The organism is Photorhabdus sp. RM71S (assembly GCF_042879355.1).
In the GTDB taxonomy this organism is placed as follows: Bacteria; Pseudomonadota; Gammaproteobacteria; order Enterobacterales; family Enterobacteriaceae; genus Photorhabdus; species Photorhabdus kayaii.
Window position 1 is genome coordinate 1 of sequence record NZ_JBHFKV010000062.1, and the last position, 21,963, is coordinate 21,963.

The window sequence follows — 21,963 nt, forward strand, 5'->3', positions numbered from 1 at the left end:
CGATATAAATCAAAGAGAATTCGGTGGTGCGGTAGTTCAGTTGGTTAGAATACCGGCCTGTCACGCCGGGGGTCGCGGGTTCGAGCCCCGTCCGCACCGCCACCTTAATTTTCAGAGAAACCCTGAGAGAAATTTCAGGGTTTTTTGCTGTTTATGAGTATTAAAATCAATAACTACCTTATTCTATTTGATAGAATTGGATAGTTTTTATAGTTATTCTGCATTTAAGAGGTTTTTTACGTGGTAAAAAAAACCTATGCGATAAGATATGTTGCTGGACAACCTGTTGAACGTGTCTTTCCTATGTCGACTCATCAGCTTGGGAATATATTACCTGTAGGTACTCCTTTGACCACTGGTACAAATGAGCTTAGGGTTGTTGTATGGAATATCTATAAACAGCAGCGTCCTTCATGGCGAAAGGTTCTGAAAGAGCTGACTAACGAAAGCCAGTTGATTTTATTACAAGAAGCGCAGACAACCCCTGATTTAGTTGAATTTGCTACCTCAAATTACCTAATATCTGATCAAGTTCCTGCATTTCTATTACCACAACACCCCTCTGGTGTAATGACGTTAGCAACTTCTCATCCTGTCTATTGCTGCCCACTGAGAGAGAAAGAGCCCCTTTTACGTTTATCTAAATCCGCTCTCATCACTGTTTATCTTTTACAGGATAATCGTCAGTTAATGGTTATTAATGTGCATGCGATAAATTTCAGTTTTGGTGTGGATGTGTATAGCCGCCAGTTGAATAACATTGGTGCTCATGTTCGTTTACATAACGGCCCAGTCATTATGGCTGGTGACTTTAATGCATGGAGTAAGCAACGATTAAATGCTTTAAAACGTTTTACCAGATATTTACACCTTGAAGAAGTATCTTTTACTGATGACTATCGAACAATCGCGTTTGGCAGACCTTTAGATTTTATTTTTTTCCGAGAGTTGAATATAGCTAATGCTACTGTGATACTTACTGATGCCTCCGATCATAATCCTCTTGTTGTGAATTTTTATTAATTCTTTATTATAAGAATATATCCTTCTATTTTTCAATGAATTAAATTCTTATTTAATTCATTGAAAAAACATGACCTTATAGCTTAAAAATATTATATCATTCTTACTTCGTTGTAACTTTTTATTATATGTTTCGACGGGTTTATATTATTAAAAATAAAATTTATTTATATTGAGATAATATATAAATTATTTTAATTAATATGTTGAAATTATATTAAGATAAATATTAAATATATTTCATTTGGATAATTAAAATAAATGCCAGATTAATCTGGCATTTATGAAGGAAAATTATTTTTTTATCTGATGGATTTGAGAAATATTTTTCTTTTTGCTAAAGAAATAGGTGATTGATAATAAGATTACCCATGTGATTCCCACAATTAATGCAATGCGGGTTTTTTCGAAATAGCCCAGTAATACAATAACAAATATCATAAAGATAATGGTTAATGCAGGTGCTATTGGCCACATAGGAACGGGGAATTTCAGGGCCTTAACTTCTTCTTTGCTCATTTTGCGACGCATAGCAACCTGAGAAAGTAGGATCATTAACCATACCCATACAGTAGCAAATGTTGCGATAGAGGCAATGATAATGAAAATTTCTTCCGGAATCATATAGTTGAGTATAACCCCAATTAATAGAACTGCTGACATAACGATTACAGTCATCCAGGGTACGCCATTACGGCTCAGCTTGGTGAATGATTTAGGCGCTTGTCCTTCTTGGGCCATGCCGTACATCATACGGCCAGCACCAAAAATATCGCTATTGATTGCTGAAACTGCGGCAGTAATCACTACGATATTGAGAATGTTAGCAGCAGAATTGATACCCAAGCTAGAAAAAATCTGTACGAATGGGCTACCTTCTTGACCGATCTGATTCCACGGATAGATACACATTAAAATAAACAGAGTCAGTACATAGAACAGCAGAATACGGAAAGGGACAGCATTGATTGCTTTTGGAATCGTTTTCTCGGGGTTTTTTGCCTCACTGGCAGTGATACCAATGACTTCAATACCACCAAAAGCAAACATCACAATGGCGAGTGAAGCTATCACGCCACTGATGCCATTAGGCATAAAACCGCCATATTCCCACAAACTGGCAATACCGGTTGCATGATCTGTTTCTTGACCGAATCCATAAACCATGATGGTCATACCACCGATAATCATAGCGATAATTGCGGTGACTTTCACAATAGAAAGCCAGAATTCCATTTCACCGAAAATCTTCACATGACAAAGATTAATTGCGCCAATAAAGCAGACAATGCTTAGTACCCAGATCCACTGTTCCACATGAGGGAACCAGAGCTTCATATAAAAACCAAATGCAGTAACGTCAGCCAGGCAGACGATCAGCATTTCGAATATATAATTCCATCCGGTTAGAAATCCGGCTAAAGGTCCGAGGTAATGGCTGGCATAGTGTGAAAAAGAACCGGCTACTGGATGGTGAACAGCCATTTCACCTAATGCACGCATCACCATAAATACGGCAGCACCGCCGATTAAATAGGCGAGTAATACGGCGGGACCAGCTTGCTGAATAGCAGCTGCGGAGCCATAGAACAGCCCTGTGCCTATTGCGGAACCTAATGCCATAAAGCGGATGTGCCGCCCGGTTAGACCCCGTTTCAGCTGAGTTTCATTATTCTGCATTATTTATTCCTGTCACTTTCTCAGTGCTAGATATATTTTAAGCACACAATGCCTCGACAAGTCGCATGTTAGCTAAGCGAAGCAAACCCCGTACCTTATCATAAAGATTGATGTTCGAGGGATAGATATCTGCAATAATGCGCCCTTGCTTAATGAAACCAGAGATTTTTATGTTTTACCCGATTAACGAAATATTCCAGACATTGCAGGGAGAAGGTTTTTTTACCGGAGTCCCGGCAATTTTTATTCGTCTACAAGGGTGTCCGGTTGGTTGTAGCTGGTGTGATACTAAGCACACTTGGGAGAAAGAAGCGGAAAAGCAACGGACATTGGAGACAATTTTACTGAAGACGAGTGAAAGCAATGAATGGAGTGAAGCTTCGCCTAAGCAAATTGCGGTGCTGTTTGTTCAACAGAAATATACCGCACGTCACGTTGTTATTACTGGTGGTGAGCCTTGTCTTTATGATCTTATTCCTCTGACCGAAGAGTTAGAAAGCCTTGGCTACCAATGCCAGATAGAAACTAGTGGAACGTATCATGTTAAATGTTCTGTTGCTACTTGGGTGACAGTTTCACCAAAAGTTAATATGCGTGGTGGTTACCAGGTATTGCAGCAAGCTTTACAAAGGGCTAATGAAATAAAATATCCGGTTGCGAGGGAAAGAGATATTGAAGCATTGGATGGGTTATTGGCGACATTAGATGGCAACTCATCACGCATTATTGCACTGCAACCGATTAGCCAGAAAGAAGATGCTACCCGTTTATGTATTGAAACCTGTATTGCCCGTAATTGGCGGTTGTCTATGCAAACACATAAATATTTGAATATTGCCTGAGAAAAGCTTACTGCACTGGAGGTTTCCTGGTGCAGTAAGTTGTTTCATTTGCCGCGGAAAATACATCCCGCATTACAGGTTTCTTTCACCATAACGGCACTGAGTTGTGGAACTATTGGTTTAACTTTATGCCAAATCCAGGTTGCCAATACTTCGCTGGTTGGATTTTCCAGTCCAGGGATATCGTTCAGGTAATGGTGATCTAGCTGTTCCCAAACAGGTTTGAATAGGGCTTTTAAATCGGCAAAGTCCATAATCCAGCCACTATGAGGATCGACCTCCCCGGTAATTTCCAGTCGTACCATAAATGAGTGTCCATGCAGACGACCGCATTTATGGCCTTCTGGGACATGTGGCAGACGGTGGGCGGCTTCAAACTGAAAATCTTTAAAAATCGTTGTGCTCATAGTGGTTCTCCCTGACTTCAAAAAACCCGCTATTCTACCCGATCTTCTGAATTAAACCTGGTTTTTTCATTTTTTTGCCATTGCTCTTATTAACTGTTTTATAGATATATTAAATCTGTAAATATGGTTAGGCGTTTTGGTTATTTGATATTGCGATAGTTTCTTTAAATAGTAACAAGTCGCTGAGATAACCTTACAAACCATCCCTATTTATTTTATTTACTAAAAATAACGGACATTTGTAATCGTAAAGGGCAGCACAGGATAAACAGGATAATGAGCATAAAACCACCTTCAATTTCACTTCTTCCGGTTTCACCTGAACAACTAGCGCGTTTGCAATCGGCAGTTGGGGATTTTTCACCGACTCAATTAGCCTGGCTGTCTGGTTATTTTTGGGGAATGGTGAATCACCAACCACAGGTTCAGGTTGTGGCTCCTGCGGTTCCGGCACAGGAGACGATTACATTAATTTCAGCTTCACAAACTGGTAATGCTCGTCGTTTAGCTGAGCAGCTCCGTGATGATTTGTTGGCAGAGAAACTCAATGTCAATTTGTTCAATGCCAGTGATTATAAATTCAAACAAATTGCTCAAGAGAAAATACTGATAATTATTGCTTCTACTCAAGGTGAAGGAGAACCTGCCGAGGAAGCGGTTGCATTGTATAAATATCTCTATTCTAAAAAGGCGCCGAAGCTGAATGATACGGTATTTGCGGTTTTTGGTCTGGGTGATACCTCTTATGAACGCTTCTGCCAGGCTGGAAAAGATTTCGATAATCGTTTGAATGAATTAGGTGCTCAACAACTTCTGGAGCGTGTGGATGGTGATGTGGAATATCAACAGGTTGCGGCTCAGTGGCGTAAACAATTAACAGGGATCTTGAAACAGCGTGTTCCGGCTGAGACAGGGACTGTGATTACTACTGCACAGAATGGATCGGTAAATGAAATTTTCTCAACTTCTTATACTAAACAGGCGCCATTGACTGCGGCCTTAGCTACCCGTCAGAAAATAACGGGTCGTAGTTCTGATAAAGATGTTCGTCATATTGAAATTGATCTGGGTGATTCAGGTTTGCGTTATCAGCCAGGTGATGCTTTGGGTGTTTGGTTTGAAAATGATCCGGAGCTGGTGGATGAAGTGTTGAATTTGCTCTGGTTGCAGGGAACAGAACAAGTTGAGGTTAATGGTCAGAAATTGTCATTAAGAGAAGCGTTGATCAGCCATGTTGAGCTAACCCAAAATACCAGTGTGATTGTGGAAAAATACGCGGTTCTCGCGAAAGATGAAAAATTACTTTCTTTGATTGCTGATAAACAAGTATTACAGCAATACGCTCACAATAAACCGATCGCCGATATGATAAGAGAAGCGGCTTCTCAACCAGAGGCGCAGCAATTTATTGATTTGCTACGGCCTTTGACACCAAGACTCTATTCAATTTCTTCTTCTCAGGCAGAAGTGGAAAATGAAGTTCATCTTACAGTTGGTGTGGTTCGTTATGAAATTGATGGGCGAGCCCGCACCGGCGGTGCATCCGGCTATCTAGCAGATCGCTTACAGGAAAATGGCGATATTCGTATTTTTATTGAGCATAACGATAATTTTCGTCTGCCTGCTGATCCACGCACGCCTGTCATCATGATTGGGCCGGGAACCGGAATTGCGCCATTTCGGGCGTTTATGCAGCAAAGAGAGGCCGATGGCGCGGAAGGGAAAAATTGGCTGTTCTTTGGTAATCCACATTTTACTGAAGATTTTCTCTATCAAGTGGAGTGGCAGCGTTATGTCAAAGATGGCCTGTTAACCCGTATTGATCTGGCATGGTCCCGTGATCAACAGCATAAAGTTTATGTTCAGGACAAGCTGCGTGAGCAAGGTGAAGAAGTATGGCGTTGGATAAAGGAAGGAGCACATCTGTACGTGTGTGGTGATGCAAACCGCATGGCGAAAGATGTGGAACATGCGTTGTTGGATATTATTGCTGAACATGGCGGTATGGATACCGAACAGGCAGATGAATTTTTAAGTGAACTGCGCCTTGAGCGCCGTTATCAGAGGGATGTGTACTAATGAATGATAAACAACATGGTCCTTTGATTGTCGAAGGTAAACTGGCTGACAGTGAGCGTATGAAGCAGGAGAGTAATTTCCTGCGAGGTACGATCAGTGAAGATTTAACTAATGGCTTGACGGGAGGTTTTGAAGGGGACAATTTCCTGTTGATTCGTTTTCATGGCATGTATCAGCAGGATGATCGTGATATCCGTGCTGAACGCACAGAGCAAAAACTGGAGCCACGTCATGCAATAATGTTGCGCTGTCGTCTGCCGGGTGGCGTGATTACGCCACAACAATGGTTGGGCATTGATAAGTTTGCTGAAGAGAATACCCTTTATGGCAGTATCCGGTTGACTAACCGCCAGACATTTCAATTTCATGGCATTCTAAAAGGGAATGTAAAACTTGCGCATCAATTGCTGAATCAAGTTGGACTGGATTCGCTCGCGACGGCGAATGACGTTAACCGCAATGTGCTTTGTACCTCGAATCCTATTCAATCAGAGCTACATCAGCAAGCTTACGAATGGGCGAAGAAAATCTCAGAACATTTACTGCCGCGTACCCGTGCTTATGCTGAACTCTGGTTGGATAAAGAAAAAGTCGCAACGACCGATGAAGAGCCGATTCTTGGCTCGACTTATTTGCCGCGTAAATTCAAAACCACGGTAGTTATTCCTCCACAGAATGATGTTGATCTGCATGCCAACGATCTGAATTTTATTGCCATTGCAGAAGGTAGCAAGCTGGTTGGTTTTAACGTGTTGGTGGGTGGTGGTTTGGCGATGACTCACGGTGATAAAAATACCTATCCACGTATGGCGAGTGAGTTTGGTTATATCCCGCTTGTACATACGCTGGCAATTGCGGAAGCTGTGGTGACAACTCAGCGTGATTGGGGTAACCGGACTGAGCGTAAAAATGCCAAAACCAAATATACGTTGGAGCGGGTTGGTGTTGATACTTTTAAAGAAGAGGTAGAGAGACGCGCTGGCGTGAAATTTGAGGCAATCCGACCTTATGAATTTACTGGTCGAGGTGATCAAATTGGCTGGCTGAAAGGCATCGATGATAAATGGCATTTGACGTTGTTTATTGAAAATGGTCGCCTTTTGGACTACCCCGGCAGGCGGCTGAAAAGTGGGGTTGCTGAAATTGCAAAAATACATAAAGGGGATTTTCGCCTGACGGCCAATCAGAACTTAATCATTGCTGGTATTCCTGAAAGTGATAAACAACGCATTGAAACTATCGCCCGTCAGCATGGGTTGATTGACGATAAAACCACAGTTCAGCGTGAAAACTCAATGGCTTGTGTTTCTTTCCCAACGTGTCCATTGGCAATGGCTGAGGCTGAACGTTTTTTACCGGAGTTTGTCACCCACGTTGAACAACTGATGAATAAACACGGTATTGGTGATGAACATATTGTTTTGCGGGTGACAGGTTGTCCGAATGGTTGCGGTAGAGCGATGTTGGCGGAGGTAGGGCTAGTTGGCAAAGCGCTTGATCGTTATAACCTTCATCTTGGCGGTAATCGAATTGGCACCCGTATTCCACGCATGTATAAAGAAAATATCAGCTCACAAGAGATTTTATCCATCATGGATGAACTCATTGGGCGTTGGGCGACGGGGAGGCAGCCAAATGAGGGTTTTGGTGATTTCCTGATCCGCACAGATATTATCAAACCGGTATTGGATTCAGCCCGCGATTTTTACGATTGGCAGGAGGCGGTATGAGTCAATTCAGTTTATCTCAATTTGTTAGCATGACTGCTGAACAGCAAGAGCAATCACTGGCTGAGATTAATCAGTGGCTTGAAATGATGGATGCTCACCAGAGGATAAACTGGGCATTAGAAAATTTGCCAGGGGAGTTTGTTCTTTCCTCCAGCTTTGGTATTCAGGCGGCGGTATGTCTTCATTTAGTGACACAGGAATATCCTGACATTCCGGTCATTCTTACTGATACGGGTTATCTATTCCCTGAAACTTATCAATTCATAGATAAACTCACAACGCAGTTGAAACTGAATTTGCAAGTATTCAGTGCTGAGTATTCTCCGGCTTGGCAAGAGGCTCGTTATGGGAAATTGTGGGAACAAGGCGTAGAGGGAATAGAGTGTTACAATCAGATTAATAAGGTTGAACCCATGAATCGGGCTTTGAAAAATCTGAGAGCACAAAGTTGGTTTGCTGGTTTACGCCGTCAGCAATCTGAAAGTCGATCAAAATTACCGGTTCTGGTTGTACAGCGGGGAATATTTAAGATTTTGCCGATTATCGACTGGGATAACCGACGTGTGCATCAATATCTGACAAAGCATGGCTTGGAATATCATCCATTATGGGAACAAGGTTATCTCTCTGTTGGTGACATCCATACAACCCAAAAATGGGAACCGGGCATGAGTGAAGAACAAACCCGTTTTTTTGGCTTGAAGCGAGAATGTGGGTTACATGAAAACTAAAAATCCGGTATTTCCTGAGTGGGAATAATGATAAAGCCCTCGCTGTGTTTTAGGGCGGGGGTGATGATTAATATAAATAGTCTGAAAGACAATTTAATCCTGATGTGTAATGGATTTTTACGCGTGTTTCATTCGCTCATTTAAAGTTTCAATGATGAACGCGTTCACCGAAATCTGATGCTCGGCTGCTGCACAATGTAATCGCTCCCCAAATGATTCGGGGTAGCGCAGAGTGAATGTTTTGATTTTTTCTTGCCTTGCATAAGGTTCAATACCTGATGCGTTGCAATCTTCAAGATATTCATGTAGAGATATTTCACCCTCATCTTACAATCCTTGAATACTATCAGAGACAAAATCACAATAACCAGACAGCCCTAAAAATTTACCCCTGAACATGCCGATTTCTGGCACGTAGCTAATAACAGCCTGTTGTCCAGCGACTACCATTGTATTTTGTACTTTCATCTTTATCCTCATGCAATCTAATGAAATGCTATTTTGGAGAGATCACCTATATTCCATTACAGAACAATTAATTCCTTTTTGTCATTTTATAACTTTACCTCCGACTCATATATTCATTCGAAACAGTTTCAGTACTTATAAATATTTCACTGGATATCAAGGGCAATCGTGGATTACTTACCGATATTTGTTGAGCTGAAAGGGCGGCTTGTATTGCTTGTCGGTGGTGGAGAAGTGGCCGCACGTAAGGCGACTCTACTACTACGGGCAGGTGCATTATTACAAGTTGTAGCGCCTGAATTGTGCTCTGAATTACAACAGTGTTATCAAGCTGGTGAGTTGGAATGGTATAAGGAAGAATTCCAGCCTGAATATCTTGATGGCATCTTTTTGGTCATTGCTGCGACTGATGATTATATTCTGAATCATCAGGTTTTTACTGAGGCGAATAGGCGCAGTGTTTTGGTCAATGTGGTTGATGATCAAGCTCATTGCTCATTTATTTTTCCATCAATTATCGACCGCTCTCCGGTTTTGGTGGCGATCTCATCGGCGGGAAAAGCGCCAGTATTGGCGCGTTTAATCCGCGAGAAATTGGAAGCGTTACTGCCTTCCAGCCTTGGCATGATGGCAAACATCGCCGGGAATTGGCGTGATCGAGTAAAACAGCGATTAACTTCCATGCGCCAGCGTCGTTCTTTTTGGGAACAGGCTTTCAATGGTCGTTTCGCTATGTTGGTTGCAAACGGTCAGATCCAACAGGCGGAAAAACAGCTTGAGCAACAACTAGAACAGTCTGATTCTCAGGGAGAACTGGTTTTGGTTGGGGCTGGTCCTGGTGATCCGGGATTGCTGACGTTAAAGGGGTTACAGGTTATTCAGCAGGCAGATGTGGTGCTTTATGATCATTTGGTGAGCAGTGATGTACTGGATCTGGTTCGCCGTGATGCAGATAAAATTTGCGTTGGCAAAAGAGCGGGTAATCACTCTGTTTCTCAGGAGGAAACTAACCGATTGATTGTGAAATTTGCCGGACAGGGGAAAAAAGTGGTTCGCCTTAAAGGCGGTGATCCCTTTATTTTTGGCCGTGGCGGTGAAGAACTACAAGTTGCAGCATCGGCAGGTATCCCTTTTCAGGTTGTACCGGGCATTACCGCCGCCATCGGGGCGGCGGCTTATGCAGGAATTCCGCTAACTCACCGGGAACATTCACAGAGTATCACTTTTATTACCGGTCATTGTCGAGAAAAGGGTAATGAGTTGGATTGGCCTGCTTTGGCTAGAGGTCATCAGACGCTGGTGATTTATATGGGGACGGTAAAGGCAGCCTTGATAAGTCATCAATTAATTTTACATGGGCGAGCGGAAGATACACCAGTAGCCGTCATTGGTTGTGGTACTCGTCTAGAGCAGCAAGTGTTAACCGGCACTTTGCTTGAACTGGAACAGTTAGCACAGCAGGCACCGTCACCGGCCTTACTGGTGGTGGGAGAGGTGGCTCAACTCCACCATCAGATAGCTTGGTTTGGGCAACAATCTATTGCCAAGATAAGCCGTCCGGCAGTAGTCAATTTAGCATAAGGAGTTGTAATGGATGAGAAAAGATTGACACACTTGCAGCAACTTGAAGCTGAAAGTATTCATATTATACGGGAAGTGGCCGCCGAGTTTGAAAACCCAGTGATGCTTTACTCTATCGGTAAAGATTCTTCGGTCATGCTTCATCTTGCACGCAAGGCGTTCTATCCGGGAACATTGCCATTTCCTTTGCTGCACGTGGATACGGGCTGGAAATTTCGCGAAATGTACGAGTTTCGTGATCGTACTGCTAAGAATTACGGCTTTGAACTATTGGTGTATCGCAACCCGCAAGGGGAAGCAATGGGAATCAATCCATTTGTGCATGGTAGTGCCAAACATACTGACATCATGAAAACCGAAGGGTTAAAACAGGCGCTGGATAAATATGGTTTTGATGCCGCTTTCGGCGGTGCTCGTCGTGATGAAGAGAAATCACGTGCCAAAGAGAGGATCTATTCCTTCCGTGATCGTTCACATCGTTGGGACCCTAAAAACCAGCGTCCTGAATTGTGGCGTAATTACAACGGCCAGATTAACAAAGGTGAAAGTATTCGCGTATTCCCATTGTCTAACTGGACTGAACTGGATGTTTGGCAATACATCTATTTGGAGCAAATTGATATTGTTCCCCTTTATTTTGCCAAATTACGCCCGGTATTGGAGCGTGAGGGTACGCTGATTATGGTTGATGACAATCGGATCGATCTGAAACCTGGTGAGGTTATCAGCCAGCGCAAAGTTCGTTTCCGTACTCTTGGTTGTTGGCCGCTGACGGGAGCAGTGAAATCTGATGCTGAAACATTGCCGGAAATTATTGAAGAGATGCTGATATCGACGACAAGTGAACGGCAAGGGCGGCTGATTGATAGTGATCAATCTGCTTCTATGGAACTGAAAAAACGTCAAGGTTATTTCTAAGGAGTACAACCATGTCAGCACTTGCACAGAATGAAACTATTGCTCATCAAATTAAACAACAGGGCGGTGTGGAAGCTTATCTGCACGCTCAACAAGAGAAAGGATTACTGCGTTTCCTGACGTGTGGCAGCGTGGATGATGGCAAAAGTACTCTGATTGGACGCTTGTTACATGATACCCGTCAGATCTACGAAGATCAGCTTTCAACATTGCAGAATGACAGTAAACGTATCGGTACTCAGGGTGAAAAATTAGATCTGGCTTTATTGGTGGATGGTCTTGCCGCAGAGCGCGAACAGGGTATCACCATTGATGTGGCTTATCGTTATTTTTCAACAGAAAAACGCAAATTTATCATTGCTGATACACCGGGACATGAGCAGTACACCCGTAATATGGCAACGGGTGCATCGACCTGTGATCTCTCTATTCTGTTGATTGATGCTCGTAAAGGTGTTCAGGAGCAGACCCGTCGTCACAGTTTTATCAGTACATTGCTAGGTATTCGCCATTTGGTGGTAGCGGTGAATAAAATGGATCTGGTGGAATATCGTCAGGAAGTTTTTGATCAGATCAAACAGAATTATATGAATTTCGCTGCTCAATTGCCGACAGATTTGGACGTTCATTTTGTCCCAATCTCTGCACTTGATGGCGATAATATTGTCACTAGAAGTCGAAATATGGATTGGTATGAAGGACCAACGTTGTTGGATATTCTTGAGACAGTTGATGTAAAAAAGGAAGCCTCGAAGCAGTTACTGCGCTTCCCGGTACAGTATGTTAGTCGGCCTGATCTCGATTTTCGTGGTTATAGTGGCACACTTTCGTCTGGGATTTTACGTAAAGGGCAGAAAGTTAAAGTCATGCCGTCCGGTATCTGCTCTCAGGTGGAGCGGATAGTGACTTTTAATGGTGATTTGAATTTTGCTGTTCCGGGTGAAACCATTACGGTGGTGCTGAAAGACGAAGTTGATATCAGCCGAGGTGATCTCCTGATTTCTGCCGATGATGAGATGATGGTTACCCGGCATGCGCTGGTGGATGTGGTATGGATGTCTGAACAGCCTTTGGTGCAGGGGCAGAACCTTGATATCAAAGTGGCGGGTAAAAAGAGCCGTGGGAAAGTTGAGAACATTCAATATCAAGTGGATATTACTCACCTGACACAGCGGGTGACTGTTGATTTACCATTAAATGCCATTGGATCGGTGGAATTTTCTTTTGAAGAACCATTAATGCTCGATAGCTATCAGCAAAATAGCGACACTGGCGGCATTATTTTGATCGATCGACTGACTAATGTCACTGTTGGTGCGGGGTTGGTACGTGAAATTCAGACAGATGTTTATGAAGGGCCAAAAGGATTCAGCGAATTTGAACTGGAATTGAATCGGTTGATTCGTCGTCATTTCCCTCATTGGGGAGCCAGAGATTTACTGGGAGGTAAATAAATTGGCTGACATTGAAAATTTGCTATCAGAAAATGTTGTCTGGCATCCACATCAACTGACCAGAGTGCAGCGGGAGATTGAAAATGGACATCCTGCATTGGTTATTTGGTTCACTGGTCTATCGGGTTCAGGGAAATCCACTGTAGCCGGGGCTTTAGAGCAGGCCCTGTTCCAACGAGGAATAAAAACTTATTTGCTTGATGGTGATAACTTGCGTCATGGCCTTTGTAGTGATTTGGGTTTCTCCGAACAGGATAGGCAGGAAAATATCCGCCGTGTGGGTGAAGTTGCCAGTTTGATGGTCGATGCGGGTTTAGTCGTGCTGACGGCTTTTATCTCCCCTCATAAAGCAGAGCGGAAAAAGGTTCGTGAACTGTTAGAACCAGGGCAATTTATTGAAGTTTTTGTCGATACACCACTGGAAATTTGTGAATCCCGTGATCCAAAAGGATTGTACAAAAAAGCCCGTGCCGGTGAAATTCGTCATTTCACGGGGATTGATTCAGTCTATGAGGTTCCCGATAACCCGGAAATTTATCTTCCAGGCCAGCAATCCGTTGAAATCTCCGTGGCCCAGTTGCTGGTGGAATTGGAAAAGAGCGGCATTATACGCTCAATGATTCATCACGGATAACGTCAACAAAAAGCACATTATTGCGTTTTCAGTGATGTGCTTGTGTAAAATAGCTGCATTCAACTATTTTTCTCATACCCTGTTTTGTGATAGTGGCGTCATTCTTTGAGTTATGGGATGATTGACAGATATTTTAGGGGGCGGAAATGGGTAAACTGACGCTACTATTACTGGTTTTACTTGGATGGCTACAGTATTCACTGTGGCTTGGTAAAAACGGCATTCATGATTATGTGCGAGTTAAGAATGATGTTGCGATGCAAGAGCGTAATAACAGCAAACTTAAAGCGCGTAACGATCAGTTATCGGCGGAAATTGATGATCTTACGGGTGGACAGGAAGCCATCGAAGAGCGATCCCGTAGTGAATTGGGTATGATCAAACCGGGTGAAACTTTCTATCGTTTAATTGTTGATAAATCTAAAGAAAACACTTCGCGTCCCTCGACTCCAAATAATACTCAATAATTAAAATGAACAATCTATTACTTCGTTCCTGTGCTGATATTATTGCTTTGGTACCAGCAGCGGGTATTGGTAGCCGAATGAATTCGGATTGCCCAAAGCAATACCTGTCTATTGCTGGAAAGACTATTATTGAGCACACCTTGGCTGCATTACTTGCTCATCCCCGTATTCAGCATGTTGTGATTGTTTTAAATCCCGCGGACACACAGTTTCAATCCCTTGAGATTGCATCAGATTCGCGCATTACTACGGTAACCGGTGGTGAACAGCGAGCAGATTCTGTGCTGGCTGGTTTAAATCATCTGGTTCATTTGACTGGCAATGATCATTGCTGGGTTTTAGTGCATGATGCGGCCCGCCCTTGTTTACACCGTGACGATCTTGACCGTTTGCTGCAATTGGCAGTAGCCGATGAACAGGGAAATATGGCATGCGGTGGTATTCTGGCATCGCCGGTCCGCGATACGATGAAACGCGGACGGGTTGGTCAGATTATTGACCATACAGTAGAACGGCAAGATCTCTGGCATGCATTGACACCGCAGTTTTTTCCATTGATGTTACTAAGGGATTGTTTGTCAAAAGCACTTTCTCAACACGCGAATATCACAGATGAAGCTTCCGCACTGGAATATTGCGGCTATCAACCAGTGTTGGTTAATGGGCGTTCGGACAATATAAAAGTCACGCGCCCTGAAGATTTGGCATTGGCAGAATTTTATCTGTCTAGAAAATAAAGGAACAGACATCATGAGGATCGGGCACGGTTTCGATGTGCATAAATTTGGTGGTGAAGGACCGATTATTATCGGTGGTGTTCGTATTCCTTATGAACAAGGGTTGTTGGCACATTCCGATGGTGATGTTGCTCTCCATGCAGCAACGGATGCTTTGTTAGGTGCTGCGGCATTGGGCGATATCGGGAAATTATTCCCAGATACTGATCCGGCGTTTAAAGGCGCGGATAGCCGTAAATTATTACGTGAAGCCTATTCACGTATTAGAGAAAAGGGTTATCGGATTGGCAATCTGGATATTACGATTATCGCTCAAGCCCCCAAAATGTTGCCGCATATCCCACAAATGAGAGTCAATCTGGCAGAAGATCTGCAATGTCACATTGATGATATCAATGTTAAAGCCACAACCACCGAAAAATTGGGATTTGTTGGGCGTAAAGAAGGTATTGCTTGCGAAGCGGTTGCTTTGCTGGTTAAGGAATAATTGATGGTATTGGCTGAATTAAATTGGCTGTATGGACAACCAGAAGCGACGGGGAGACTAAAAGCCTCGCCGGAAGATTTTATTGTCTGTGAAGATTTAGGGTTTTCTCCTGATGGAGAAGGTGAGCACTTAATGGTGCATATTCGTAAAACGGGTTGTAATACTCAATTTGTTGCAGATAACCTCGCTCGTTTCGCTGGTATACCGTCTAGATCGGTCAGCTATGCTGGTTTAAAAGACCGTAATGCAGTGGCAGAACAGTGGTTTTGTTTGCACTTACCGGGCAAACAGGATCCTGATTTTGCCTCGTTTCAGCTTGAGGGATGTGAAGTTCTGACGACAGCCCGTCAGAAACGTAAATTGCGCATTGGCGCATTGAAAGGAAACTCATTTACACTTATTTTGCGGGAAATCAGTCATCACCAATTGGTTGAAAACAGGCTACAGTTGATTCAGCAAAGTGGTGTGCCTAACTATTTCGGTGAACAGCGTTTTGGTCGGGATGGGCAGAATCTGATTCAAGCGCAGCGTTGGGCAAATAATGAAATCCGAGTAAAAGAGAGAAATAAGCGCAGTTTTTATCTATCAGCTAGTCGTAGTGCTATGTTTAATGCGGTAGCCAGTGCGCGGGTTGCTCTGAAACAGCAACAACAGGTAATGAAGGGTGACGCCCTACAATTAACAGGGCGTGGTAGCTGGTTTGTTGCTGATGAAGCTGAATTGCCTTTATTGCAACAGCGGGTGAGCGATGGAGAATTACAAATAACCGCACCGCTGCCTGGTGACGGTGAATTGGGAACACAGCACCAAGCTGTGGATTTTGAACGGCAATATTTGCAGCCTTATGAATCGTTGTGGGAACTTATCAAGCGTGAAAGGGTGGAGGGTTCTCGTAGGGCGATTCTGGTGCAGCCTCAGAATCTGAGTTGGCAATGGCAAGATAATGACACGGTAAAAATCAGTTTCTGGTTGCCTGCTGGCAGTTTTGCTACCAGTGTGGTCAGGGAAATAATCAATCAGGATCAAAATAATGTTACGAATATTGTTGAGTAATGATGATGGTGTGACCGCTCCAGGGATTCAGGCTTTGGCGGCTGCATTGCGTGAAAGTTATCATGTGCAGGTTGTTGCTCCTGATCGTAATCGGAGTGGTGCATCTAATGCATTGACCCTTGATCGTTCATTAAGTGTTAATACGCTGGAGAATGGTGATATTTCAGTATTGGGCGGCACACCAACAGATTGTGTTTATCTCGGTGTTAATCGGCTGGTTCTTCCGCGCCCTGAAATTGTTGTTTCTGGTATTAATCGTGGCCCTAACCTTGGGGATGATGTGATTTATTCCGGTACGGTTGCGGCTGCGATGGAAGGCCGTCATCTGGGGTTGCCGGCATTGGCTATTTCACTTGACGGCGAATTGCATTATGAAACAGCGACAGAAATCACATGTCGTTTGTTACAAATGCTACAAACAACGCCTTTGAGAGCGGGTAATATTTTAAATGTGAATGTTCCTGATCTGCCACTTGAGCACATTAAAGGTTTTCGGGTGACACGTTGTGGTAGCCGTCATGCCGCGGAAGAAGTTTATTCTATGCAAGATCCGAAAGGTAACATGCTTTACTGGTTGGGGCCACCGGGAGATAAATATGATGCTGGCCCTGAAACAGATTTTGCGGCGGTGGAACAGGGATATGTATCTATTACGCCATTACAGGTAGATCTGACTGCGTATAAAGCGCAGGCGTTAGTAAGAGATTGGTTAGCTAAAGCTGAGGTTGATGGAGAATGCTGAGTCGGGCAATGAAAAATTTGCTGACACAATTACGCCAGCAGGGAATAGATGATGAACGTTTACTGGCCGCCATTTCTGCCGTGCCTAGAGAACGTTTTGTCGATGAAGCACTGGCACATAAAGCGTATGAAAATACGGCCTTGCCTATTGGTTATGGGCAAACGATTTCTCAGCCTTATATTGTTGCCCGTATGACTGAGCTGCTTCAGTTAACACCGGATGCTAAGGTTTTGGAAATTGGTACCGGCTCTGGTTATCAGACAGCAATATTAGCGCATTTGGTCAAACATGTTTTCTCGGTAGAACGGATCAAGGGCTTACAGTGGCAGGCTAAACGGAGATTGAAACAGCTTGATTTGCATAATGTTTCAACCCGTCATGGGGATGGTTGGCAAGGATGGCCGTCGCGTGGGTTATTTGATGCTATTATTGTGACCGCTGCGCCTCCGTATATCCCACAAGAATTGATGCTTCAGCTTGCTGATGGTGGTGTGATGGTTTTGCCCGTTGGCGAGCATACACAAATTCTTAAATCCATGAAACGTCATGGCAATGGTTTTCATAGTGAAGTGATCGAAGCTGTGCGCTTTGTGCCCCTTGTGCAAGGGGAACTGGCTTAAATTCATAGTCTATTGCAACTATTTTTCAATTAATGGTTATATTTGCTTTAATAAGCGAAATTATTTTCGTTTCGAGATTTTTGTGGTTATGTATAACCTTTAAGAATTATTAATTTTTACGCTTATCTTTGCCGTTATGGGGGAAGGAAATATGAATTTGGGAAGCCCAATGAAAAAAATACAGCGGATTGTAACGTGTTTATTGATGGGAGTCTGGTTAGTAGGTTGTACAAATACACCAACTCGTCCTGCACCTATCACTAGTATTGATCAAAAACAAAGCAGTGGGAGTCGTTATCCGGTAATATCTTCCGGCCATGCTGCTGTATCTACGCCAATGCCATCTTCACCTTCGTCGATGAGTGAGGCTGATAGCAATTTGCAGGGGAAAATCGTTTATAGCCGTGATTATGACAGTATTCCTAAAGGTAGCTATAACGGCAGTACTTATACAGTCAGGCATGGTGATACTCTGTTTTATATTGCCTGGATCACAGGTAGTGATTTTCGTGATCTTGCAAGCAAAAATAATATTTCAGAACCTTACAGTTTGACGGTGGGGCAGACTTTGAGGACCGGTAGTAGCGGGATGTTAACCACTTATAACCATAATCAAATTCAAACAACCCTGGTTGATTCTCAATCAACTAATGCGTATCCTGCAAATTCTGGGAAGCAAAAGAGTGTAAAAATGTTGCCACGGGCAACTACATCAACAGTAAACGATACGTATTTAGAGTCACCGACGACAACCGCAAGCAGTGGAAACAGGGCTGTCAGCAGTTGGATGTGGCCGGCTGAAGGTAAAGTGATTGAGAGTTTCTCTGATGCCCAAGGGGGTAACAAAGGGATTGATATTGCAGGTAGCAGGGGCCAGTCAGTATTTGCAACAGCAGGTGGTCGAGTTGTCTACGCCGGAAATGCCTTACGTGGATATGGAAATCTGATAATTATAAAACATAACGATGACTACCTGAGTGCCTATGCTCATAACGATACAATGCTGGTTCGTGAGCAACAGGACATCAAGGCAGGGCAAAAAATTGCCGCTATGGGTAGCACGGGTACCAGCTCTGTAAGATTACACTTTGAAATTCGTTACAAGGGAAAATCCGTAAACCCGCTGCGTTATCTTCCGCAGCGATAAACTGGGCAGAGTGCTGAATTCTGCCTGCATTATCATGGGTAGGGGCAGCTTATGAGCCAAAATACGCTGAAAGTTAACGAGTTGTATGATGATGCGGATTTAGATGAAAGTGGTATTGAAGCTGACGACTTCGATGAGAAATTATTGAAGAACAATGAGGGTGATCTAACTGATTTTGAGAATGATTTAGATGTATTGCAGGGCATGAGCCAGCGGGTTCTTGATGCAACACAGCTTTATCTCGGCGAGATTGGTTTTTCTCCTTTGCTGACGGCGGAAGAAGAGGTTTTTTTCGCAAGGCGGGCATTACGTGGTGATGTTCTGGCCCGCCAGAGAATGATCGAAAGTAACTTGCGATTGGTTGTCAAAATTTCCCGCCGTTACAGTAACAGAGGCTTAGCTCTTCTTGATTTAATTGAAGAAGGTAATCTTGGCCTTATCCGTGCTGTTGAAAAATTTGACCCGGAGCGCGGGTTCAGGTTTTCTACCTATGCAACATGGTGGATTCGGCAAACCATTGAACGGGCGATTATGAATCAAACCCGTACTATTCGGTTGCCAATCCATATTGTTAAAGAGCTCAACGTCTACTTGCGTACAGCAAGAGAACTTGCCCATAAATTGGATCATGAACCTAGCCCGGAAGAGATAGCAGAGCAACTGGATAAACCGGTTGATGACGTAAGCCGTATGTTGCGATTGAATGAACGTATCATTTCGGTTGATACCCCTATTAGCAGTGATTCTGATAAAGCGCTATTGGATGTTTTATCGGATGAGAATGAAAGTGGGCCGGAGGGAACAACACAGGAAGACGATATGAAAAAGAGTATCGTCAAATGGTTGTTTGAGTTGAATTCGAAGCAACGTGAAGTATTAGCGCGTCGTTTTGGTCTTTTGGGATATGAGGCTGAAACGCTGGAAGATGTGGGCAAAGAGATCGGTTTGACAAGGGAAAGAGTGCGTCAGATCCAAGTCGAAGGTTTGCGACGTCTGAAAGATATTATGCAAACTCAAGGTTTGAATATTGAAGCGTTATTCCGTACTTAATTGTTGAATAGTTTGGCTACTTGGGTTCTGAAGAACTGTTGTCCCTGTTTTTGCATTGTTGATGCTTGGTATTATCAGGTTCTTCAGTACTCTGTAGAATGACTCTAATTGTCTGGGATGATGATAATAAATTTCAATCAAAGATTTTTGATACTTAAATTGCAGTGATGTGATGAACGCCCCTTTTTTTAACTTCTTTCCTAATTCGCTTTTTCGGGAAGTTGTGTGGCGGTGATATCTATATATACCCAATGGATTTCAAGATGCATCGCGACGGCAAGGGAACGAATCCCCGGGAGCATAGATAACGATGTGACCGGGGTGAGTGAGTGCAGCCAACAAAGAGGCAACTTGAAAGATGACGGGTATATTATGAACGATGAGGATTACCACTAATTAATGGCTATGATGTATAACCCCCCGCATCCCGGAATATTGGTCAAAGAGGCTATGGAGACTCTGAATTTGAGTGTTAGAGGTCTGGCTAAGACGCTGGGTGTAACGCCATCAACTGTGCAACGCTTGGTTGTTGGCAAGTCTGATGTTTCGCCAGAAATGGCACTGAAATTGTCTGTTGTTATTGGCAGCTCACTTCAAGTTTGGATGGGGATGCAGATAGACTATGATTTATGGCAGGCAAAATAGCATATCGATGTGTCTCACCTTCATCGATTGCAAATAGCTTGCTCTCCTCGATATTCCACATTCGATTAGTGGCAGTTCAGAGAAGGGGAGAATCCAGTCTAAGGGGTTACCGGCCAATTTGAGGTTGCCCTTCTTGAATCTAAACGATACGCCAATAAAATTAATCGAAAATAACTGATATTTGTGGCACAAGTCACTATTTTGATTACTATATAAACTTAATGGTTTTAAAAAAGCTATTATTTTTAATAAAATTGGCTGTATAATTAAAGAAGGATTTTTCAATAAAGGATGTGGAATGATATTTTTGTTATCACGACTAATTGATACCATTGTTTTTTTTCTATTATCTATAACGGTTAGTTATTTTTTTATTTTAGATAAAAACGTAAGGAAAACACTAATATCATCGGTGGCAAGCATTATTATTTTTATTTTAGTTAATATTTTTTCTCCGATGCTACTTTACTGTTTTCTAAATCTATCTGAGTTCCTATATTATGTCGTGCATTAAATGCACGACAGTAAATACCCGTTATTTTTTATCAATTAGAGGTTTGATTTTATTATCATATACATTTTTATCGATATTGAAATTTACGGGCTCTTTCCATGCTCCTGTTATATCAAATGGGGTTCCATTGGGATTAAGATCCTTTTTAACCAAATTGAAAGTATCATATGGATCTGTAAATTTATCATAAAGTTTGTAATTTATTACCCCAGATAAATTATATTTATTTCCTCTAGGTTCTACTCTAACATCCGTTAATTTTCCACTGACCTTAGCGCCACCTATAGCCCATAATGGGTCATTAAAATGTCTGGATTCAGTGCCAAAATCGTACGCATTATTAAAATGAGTTCGATCACCGTTTTGAATCTGTGAGATAAAACGCGATTGAATACTGGTACCATCCGTTCTTTTAAAAGCACCGGGTGTTTTTATCAAATTGCTAATTTTGTTTTGTACACCTATTTTAGAAAGAGTTATTTCCTGACCTGAATCTCCTCTATAATGATTAAACAGACCAATTGAACTCATGCTTGTGTCGTTTTCTATTGTTTCATGATTAAAATTACTATAATAATGAGAAAAACGTTGTACGCTTATTTTTTTTATCTTAAGCATATCATCTTTAAAATATGCCTCCACAATTTCGTTCATACTGTCTCTCATATGCTTCATTTTATTGTGGATAGGGCATTCCTTGTCTCCGCATGCCGGACAAAGATTTTTTTCTAACACTTTCATAAAGTCAACATCTTTTTTTGGCATATTATTTCCTTAATAAATGTAAATCTATGTTACTAGGTATATATAGCATTATTTAATAAATGAAGTTATATCAAAACTTAGGTAGATTCACATAATAAGTGCAACATCGTTAATCTGGAAGTAAACATGTTCGTATTCCCTTAAATAATTCATTCGGTGTTTTCCCACCCCGTGTTTTTCGGGGGCGAT

At 42.6% G+C, this 21,963-nt stretch carries 21 protein-coding genes, 1 tRNA gene and 1 pseudogene; 19 read left to right on the plus strand and 4 right to left on the minus strand.

Translation table 11 applies throughout. The features are described from left to right. The first annotated feature begins 25 nt into the window (after positions 1-25). Both ACGF5R_RS21070 and ACGF5R_RS21075 read left to right on the plus strand, forming a co-directional pair. A tRNA-Asp gene (locus tag ACGF5R_RS21070) sits at positions 26-102 on the plus strand. 138 nt (positions 103-240) lie between these two features. Next, entirely contained in the window at positions 241-1,023 is a 783-nt protein-coding gene (locus ACGF5R_RS21075; RefSeq protein ID WP_262981631.1) for an endonuclease/exonuclease/phosphatase family protein, read from the plus strand. A gap of 294 nt (positions 1,024-1,317) precedes the next feature. Here the strand turns inward: ACGF5R_RS21075 and ACGF5R_RS21080 are convergent, their stop codons facing one another. After that, on the minus strand, positions 1,318-2,703 hold the full coding sequence (locus tag ACGF5R_RS21080) for an amino acid permease (RefSeq protein ID WP_112877134.1): 1,386 nt from the start codon (positions 2,701-2,703) through the stop codon (positions 1,318-1,320). 170 nt (positions 2,704-2,873) lie between these two features. Between ACGF5R_RS21080 and queE the strand changes: the two genes are divergently transcribed. After that, positions 2,874-3,545, plus strand: coding sequence for a 7-carboxy-7-deazaguanine synthase QueE (gene queE, locus ACGF5R_RS21085; RefSeq protein WP_112877138.1), 672 nt, complete (start codon positions 2,874-2,876; stop codon positions 3,543-3,545). 44 nt (positions 3,546-3,589) lie between these two features. On the opposite strand, the gene queD is transcribed toward queE, so the two are convergent. Then, positions 3,590-3,952, minus strand: a complete 363-nt coding sequence (gene queD / locus ACGF5R_RS21090) for a 6-carboxytetrahydropterin synthase QueD (RefSeq protein WP_112877133.1) — start codon at positions 3,950-3,952, stop codon at positions 3,590-3,592. Between the two features lie 276 nt (positions 3,953-4,228). On the opposite strand from queD, the gene cysJ reads away from it, so the two are divergent. The 3 genes from cysJ to ACGF5R_RS21105 are packed head-to-tail and all read left to right on the plus strand — an operon-like array spanning position 4,229 to position 8,492. Beyond that, entirely contained in the window at positions 4,229-6,031 is a 1,803-nt protein-coding gene (gene cysJ / locus ACGF5R_RS21095) for an NADPH-dependent assimilatory sulfite reductase flavoprotein subunit (RefSeq protein WP_387692569.1), read from the plus strand. Beyond that, positions 6,031-7,761 (plus strand): assimilatory sulfite reductase (NADPH) hemoprotein subunit, encoded by a 1,731-nt coding sequence (gene cysI / locus ACGF5R_RS21100; protein WP_112877131.1) that lies wholly within the window; start codon positions 6,031-6,033, stop codon positions 7,759-7,761. The genes cysJ and cysI overlap by 1 nt, the downstream gene beginning before the upstream one ends. Further along, entirely contained in the window at positions 7,758-8,492 is a 735-nt protein-coding gene (locus tag ACGF5R_RS21105) for a phosphoadenylyl-sulfate reductase (RefSeq protein WP_387692571.1), read from the plus strand. Before cysI ends, ACGF5R_RS21105 begins: the two co-directional genes overlap by 4 nt. A 117-nt stretch (positions 8,493-8,609) precedes the next feature. Here ACGF5R_RS21105 and ACGF5R_RS21110 read toward each other — a convergent pair. Next, a pseudogene (locus tag ACGF5R_RS21110) lies at positions 8,610-8,972 on the minus strand (type II toxin-antitoxin system HicB family antitoxin). A 156-nt stretch (positions 8,973-9,128) separates the two neighbouring features. Between ACGF5R_RS21110 and cysG the strand changes: the two are divergent. From cysG to ACGF5R_RS21175, 13 genes are all read left to right on the plus strand, one after another. Further along, positions 9,129-10,541, plus strand: a complete 1,413-nt coding sequence (cysG, locus tag ACGF5R_RS21115) for a siroheme synthase CysG (protein ID WP_112877129.1) — start codon at positions 9,129-9,131, stop codon at positions 10,539-10,541. Positions 10,542-10,550: 9 nt separating this feature from the next. Continuing rightward, on the plus strand, positions 10,551-11,459 hold the full coding sequence (gene cysD, locus ACGF5R_RS21120; protein ID WP_113026078.1) for a sulfate adenylyltransferase subunit CysD: 909 nt from the start codon (positions 10,551-10,553) through the stop codon (positions 11,457-11,459). An 11-nt stretch (positions 11,460-11,470) separates the two neighbouring features. Beyond that, a complete protein-coding gene (gene cysN, locus ACGF5R_RS21125; protein WP_112877127.1) occupies positions 11,471-12,913 on the plus strand; it encodes a sulfate adenylyltransferase subunit CysN in 1,443 nt (480 codons plus the stop codon). A 1-nt stretch (position 12,914) separates the two neighbouring features. After that, positions 12,915-13,547, plus strand: a complete 633-nt coding sequence (gene cysC, locus ACGF5R_RS21130) for an adenylyl-sulfate kinase (protein ID WP_112877126.1) — start codon at positions 12,915-12,917, stop codon at positions 13,545-13,547. Positions 13,548-13,693: 146 nt separating this feature from the next. Continuing rightward, positions 13,694-14,014: a cell division protein FtsB gene (gene ftsB / locus ACGF5R_RS21135; protein ID WP_065390098.1), complete on the plus strand. Its 321-nt coding sequence runs from the start codon at positions 13,694-13,696 to the stop codon at positions 14,012-14,014. A 5-nt stretch (positions 14,015-14,019) separates the two neighbouring features. Next, positions 14,020-14,751 carry a 2-C-methyl-D-erythritol 4-phosphate cytidylyltransferase gene (ispD, locus tag ACGF5R_RS21140; protein WP_112877125.1) on the plus strand — a complete coding sequence of 244 codons (732 nt, stop codon included), beginning with the start codon at positions 14,020-14,022 and terminating at the stop codon, positions 14,749-14,751. Positions 14,752-14,764: 13 nt separating this feature from the next. Then, on the plus strand, positions 14,765-15,238 hold the full coding sequence (gene ispF, locus ACGF5R_RS21145; RefSeq protein WP_088373993.1) for a 2-C-methyl-D-erythritol 2,4-cyclodiphosphate synthase: 474 nt from the start codon (positions 14,765-14,767) through the stop codon (positions 15,236-15,238). A gap of 3 nt (positions 15,239-15,241) precedes the next feature. After that, positions 15,242-16,291 carry a tRNA pseudouridine(13) synthase TruD gene (gene truD, locus ACGF5R_RS21150; protein ID WP_112877124.1) on the plus strand — a complete coding sequence of 350 codons (1,050 nt, stop codon included), beginning with the start codon at positions 15,242-15,244 and terminating at the stop codon, positions 16,289-16,291. Then, positions 16,269-17,033, plus strand: coding sequence for a 5'/3'-nucleotidase SurE (gene surE, locus ACGF5R_RS21155; protein ID WP_112877123.1), 765 nt, complete (start codon positions 16,269-16,271; stop codon positions 17,031-17,033). The genes truD and surE overlap by 23 nt, the downstream gene beginning before the upstream one ends. After that, positions 17,027-17,653: a protein-L-isoaspartate(D-aspartate) O-methyltransferase gene (locus tag ACGF5R_RS21160; RefSeq protein WP_112877122.1), complete on the plus strand. Its 627-nt coding sequence runs from the start codon at positions 17,027-17,029 to the stop codon at positions 17,651-17,653. Before surE ends, ACGF5R_RS21160 begins: the two co-directional genes overlap by 7 nt. Positions 17,654-17,822: 169 nt before the next feature. Continuing rightward, entirely contained in the window at positions 17,823-18,800 is a 978-nt protein-coding gene (nlpD, locus tag ACGF5R_RS21165) for a murein hydrolase activator NlpD (protein WP_192881000.1), read from the plus strand. Positions 18,801-18,851: 51 nt separating this feature from the next. Beyond that, positions 18,852-19,850 (plus strand): RNA polymerase sigma factor RpoS, encoded by a 999-nt coding sequence (gene rpoS / locus ACGF5R_RS21170; protein WP_112877120.1) that lies wholly within the window; start codon positions 18,852-18,854, stop codon positions 19,848-19,850. Positions 19,851-20,258: 408 nt separating this feature from the next. Then, the gene (locus ACGF5R_RS21175) at positions 20,259-20,495 is read left to right on the plus strand and encodes a HigA family addiction module antitoxin (RefSeq protein WP_304465965.1); all 237 of its coding nucleotides are present in this window, start codon (positions 20,259-20,261) and stop codon (positions 20,493-20,495) included. A gap of 535 nt (positions 20,496-21,030) precedes the next feature. On the opposite strand, the gene ACGF5R_RS21180 is transcribed toward ACGF5R_RS21175, so the two are convergent. Then, positions 21,031-21,774, minus strand: coding sequence for a hypothetical protein (locus ACGF5R_RS21180; RefSeq protein WP_112877118.1), 744 nt, complete (start codon positions 21,772-21,774; stop codon positions 21,031-21,033). Positions 21,775-21,963: the final 189 nt, after the last annotated feature.

Bases quoted from the DNA above. Each gene is read 5' to 3' on its own strand.
- cysI (WP_112877131.1), top strand. From the start codon at position 6,031: ATGAATGATAAACAACATGGTCCTTTGATTGTCGAAGGTAAACTGGCT.
- ACGF5R_RS21160 (WP_112877122.1), top strand. From the start codon at position 17,027: ATGCTGAGTCGGGCAATGAAAAATTTGCTGACACAATTACGCCAGCAG.
- ispF (WP_088373993.1), top strand. From the start codon at position 14,765: ATGAGGATCGGGCACGGTTTCGATGTGCATAAATTTGGTGGTGAAGGA.
- ACGF5R_RS21180 (WP_112877118.1), bottom strand. From the start codon at position 21,774: ATGCCAAAAAAAGATGTTGACTTTATGAAAGTGTTAGAAAAAAATCTT.
- nlpD (WP_192881000.1), top strand. From the start codon at position 17,823: ATGAAAAAAATACAGCGGATTGTAACGTGTTTATTGATGGGAGTCTGG.
- ispD (WP_112877125.1), top strand. From the start codon at position 14,020: ATGAACAATCTATTACTTCGTTCCTGTGCTGATATTATTGCTTTGGTA.
- ftsB (WP_065390098.1), top strand. From the start codon at position 13,694: ATGGGTAAACTGACGCTACTATTACTGGTTTTACTTGGATGGCTACAG.
- cysN (WP_112877127.1), top strand. From the start codon at position 11,471: ATGTCAGCACTTGCACAGAATGAAACTATTGCTCATCAAATTAAACAA.
- ACGF5R_RS21175 (WP_304465965.1), top strand. From the start codon at position 20,259: ATGTATAACCCCCCGCATCCCGGAATATTGGTCAAAGAGGCTATGGAG.
- ACGF5R_RS21105 (WP_387692571.1), top strand. From the start codon at position 7,758: ATGAGTCAATTCAGTTTATCTCAATTTGTTAGCATGACTGCTGAACAG.
- cysJ (WP_387692569.1), top strand. From the start codon at position 4,229: ATGAGCATAAAACCACCTTCAATTTCACTTCTTCCGGTTTCACCTGAA.
- ACGF5R_RS21080 (WP_112877134.1), bottom strand. From the start codon at position 2,703: ATGCAGAATAATGAAACTCAGCTGAAACGGGGTCTAACCGGGCGGCAC.
- queE (WP_112877138.1), top strand. From the start codon at position 2,874: ATGTTTTACCCGATTAACGAAATATTCCAGACATTGCAGGGAGAAGGT.
- cysD (WP_113026078.1), top strand. From the start codon at position 10,551: ATGGATGAGAAAAGATTGACACACTTGCAGCAACTTGAAGCTGAAAGT.
- surE (WP_112877123.1), top strand. From the start codon at position 16,269: ATGTTACGAATATTGTTGAGTAATGATGATGGTGTGACCGCTCCAGGG.
- rpoS (WP_112877120.1), top strand. From the start codon at position 18,852: ATGAGCCAAAATACGCTGAAAGTTAACGAGTTGTATGATGATGCGGAT.
- truD (WP_112877124.1), top strand. From the start codon at position 15,242: ATGGTATTGGCTGAATTAAATTGGCTGTATGGACAACCAGAAGCGACG.
- queD (WP_112877133.1), bottom strand. From the start codon at position 3,952: ATGAGCACAACGATTTTTAAAGATTTTCAGTTTGAAGCCGCCCACCGT.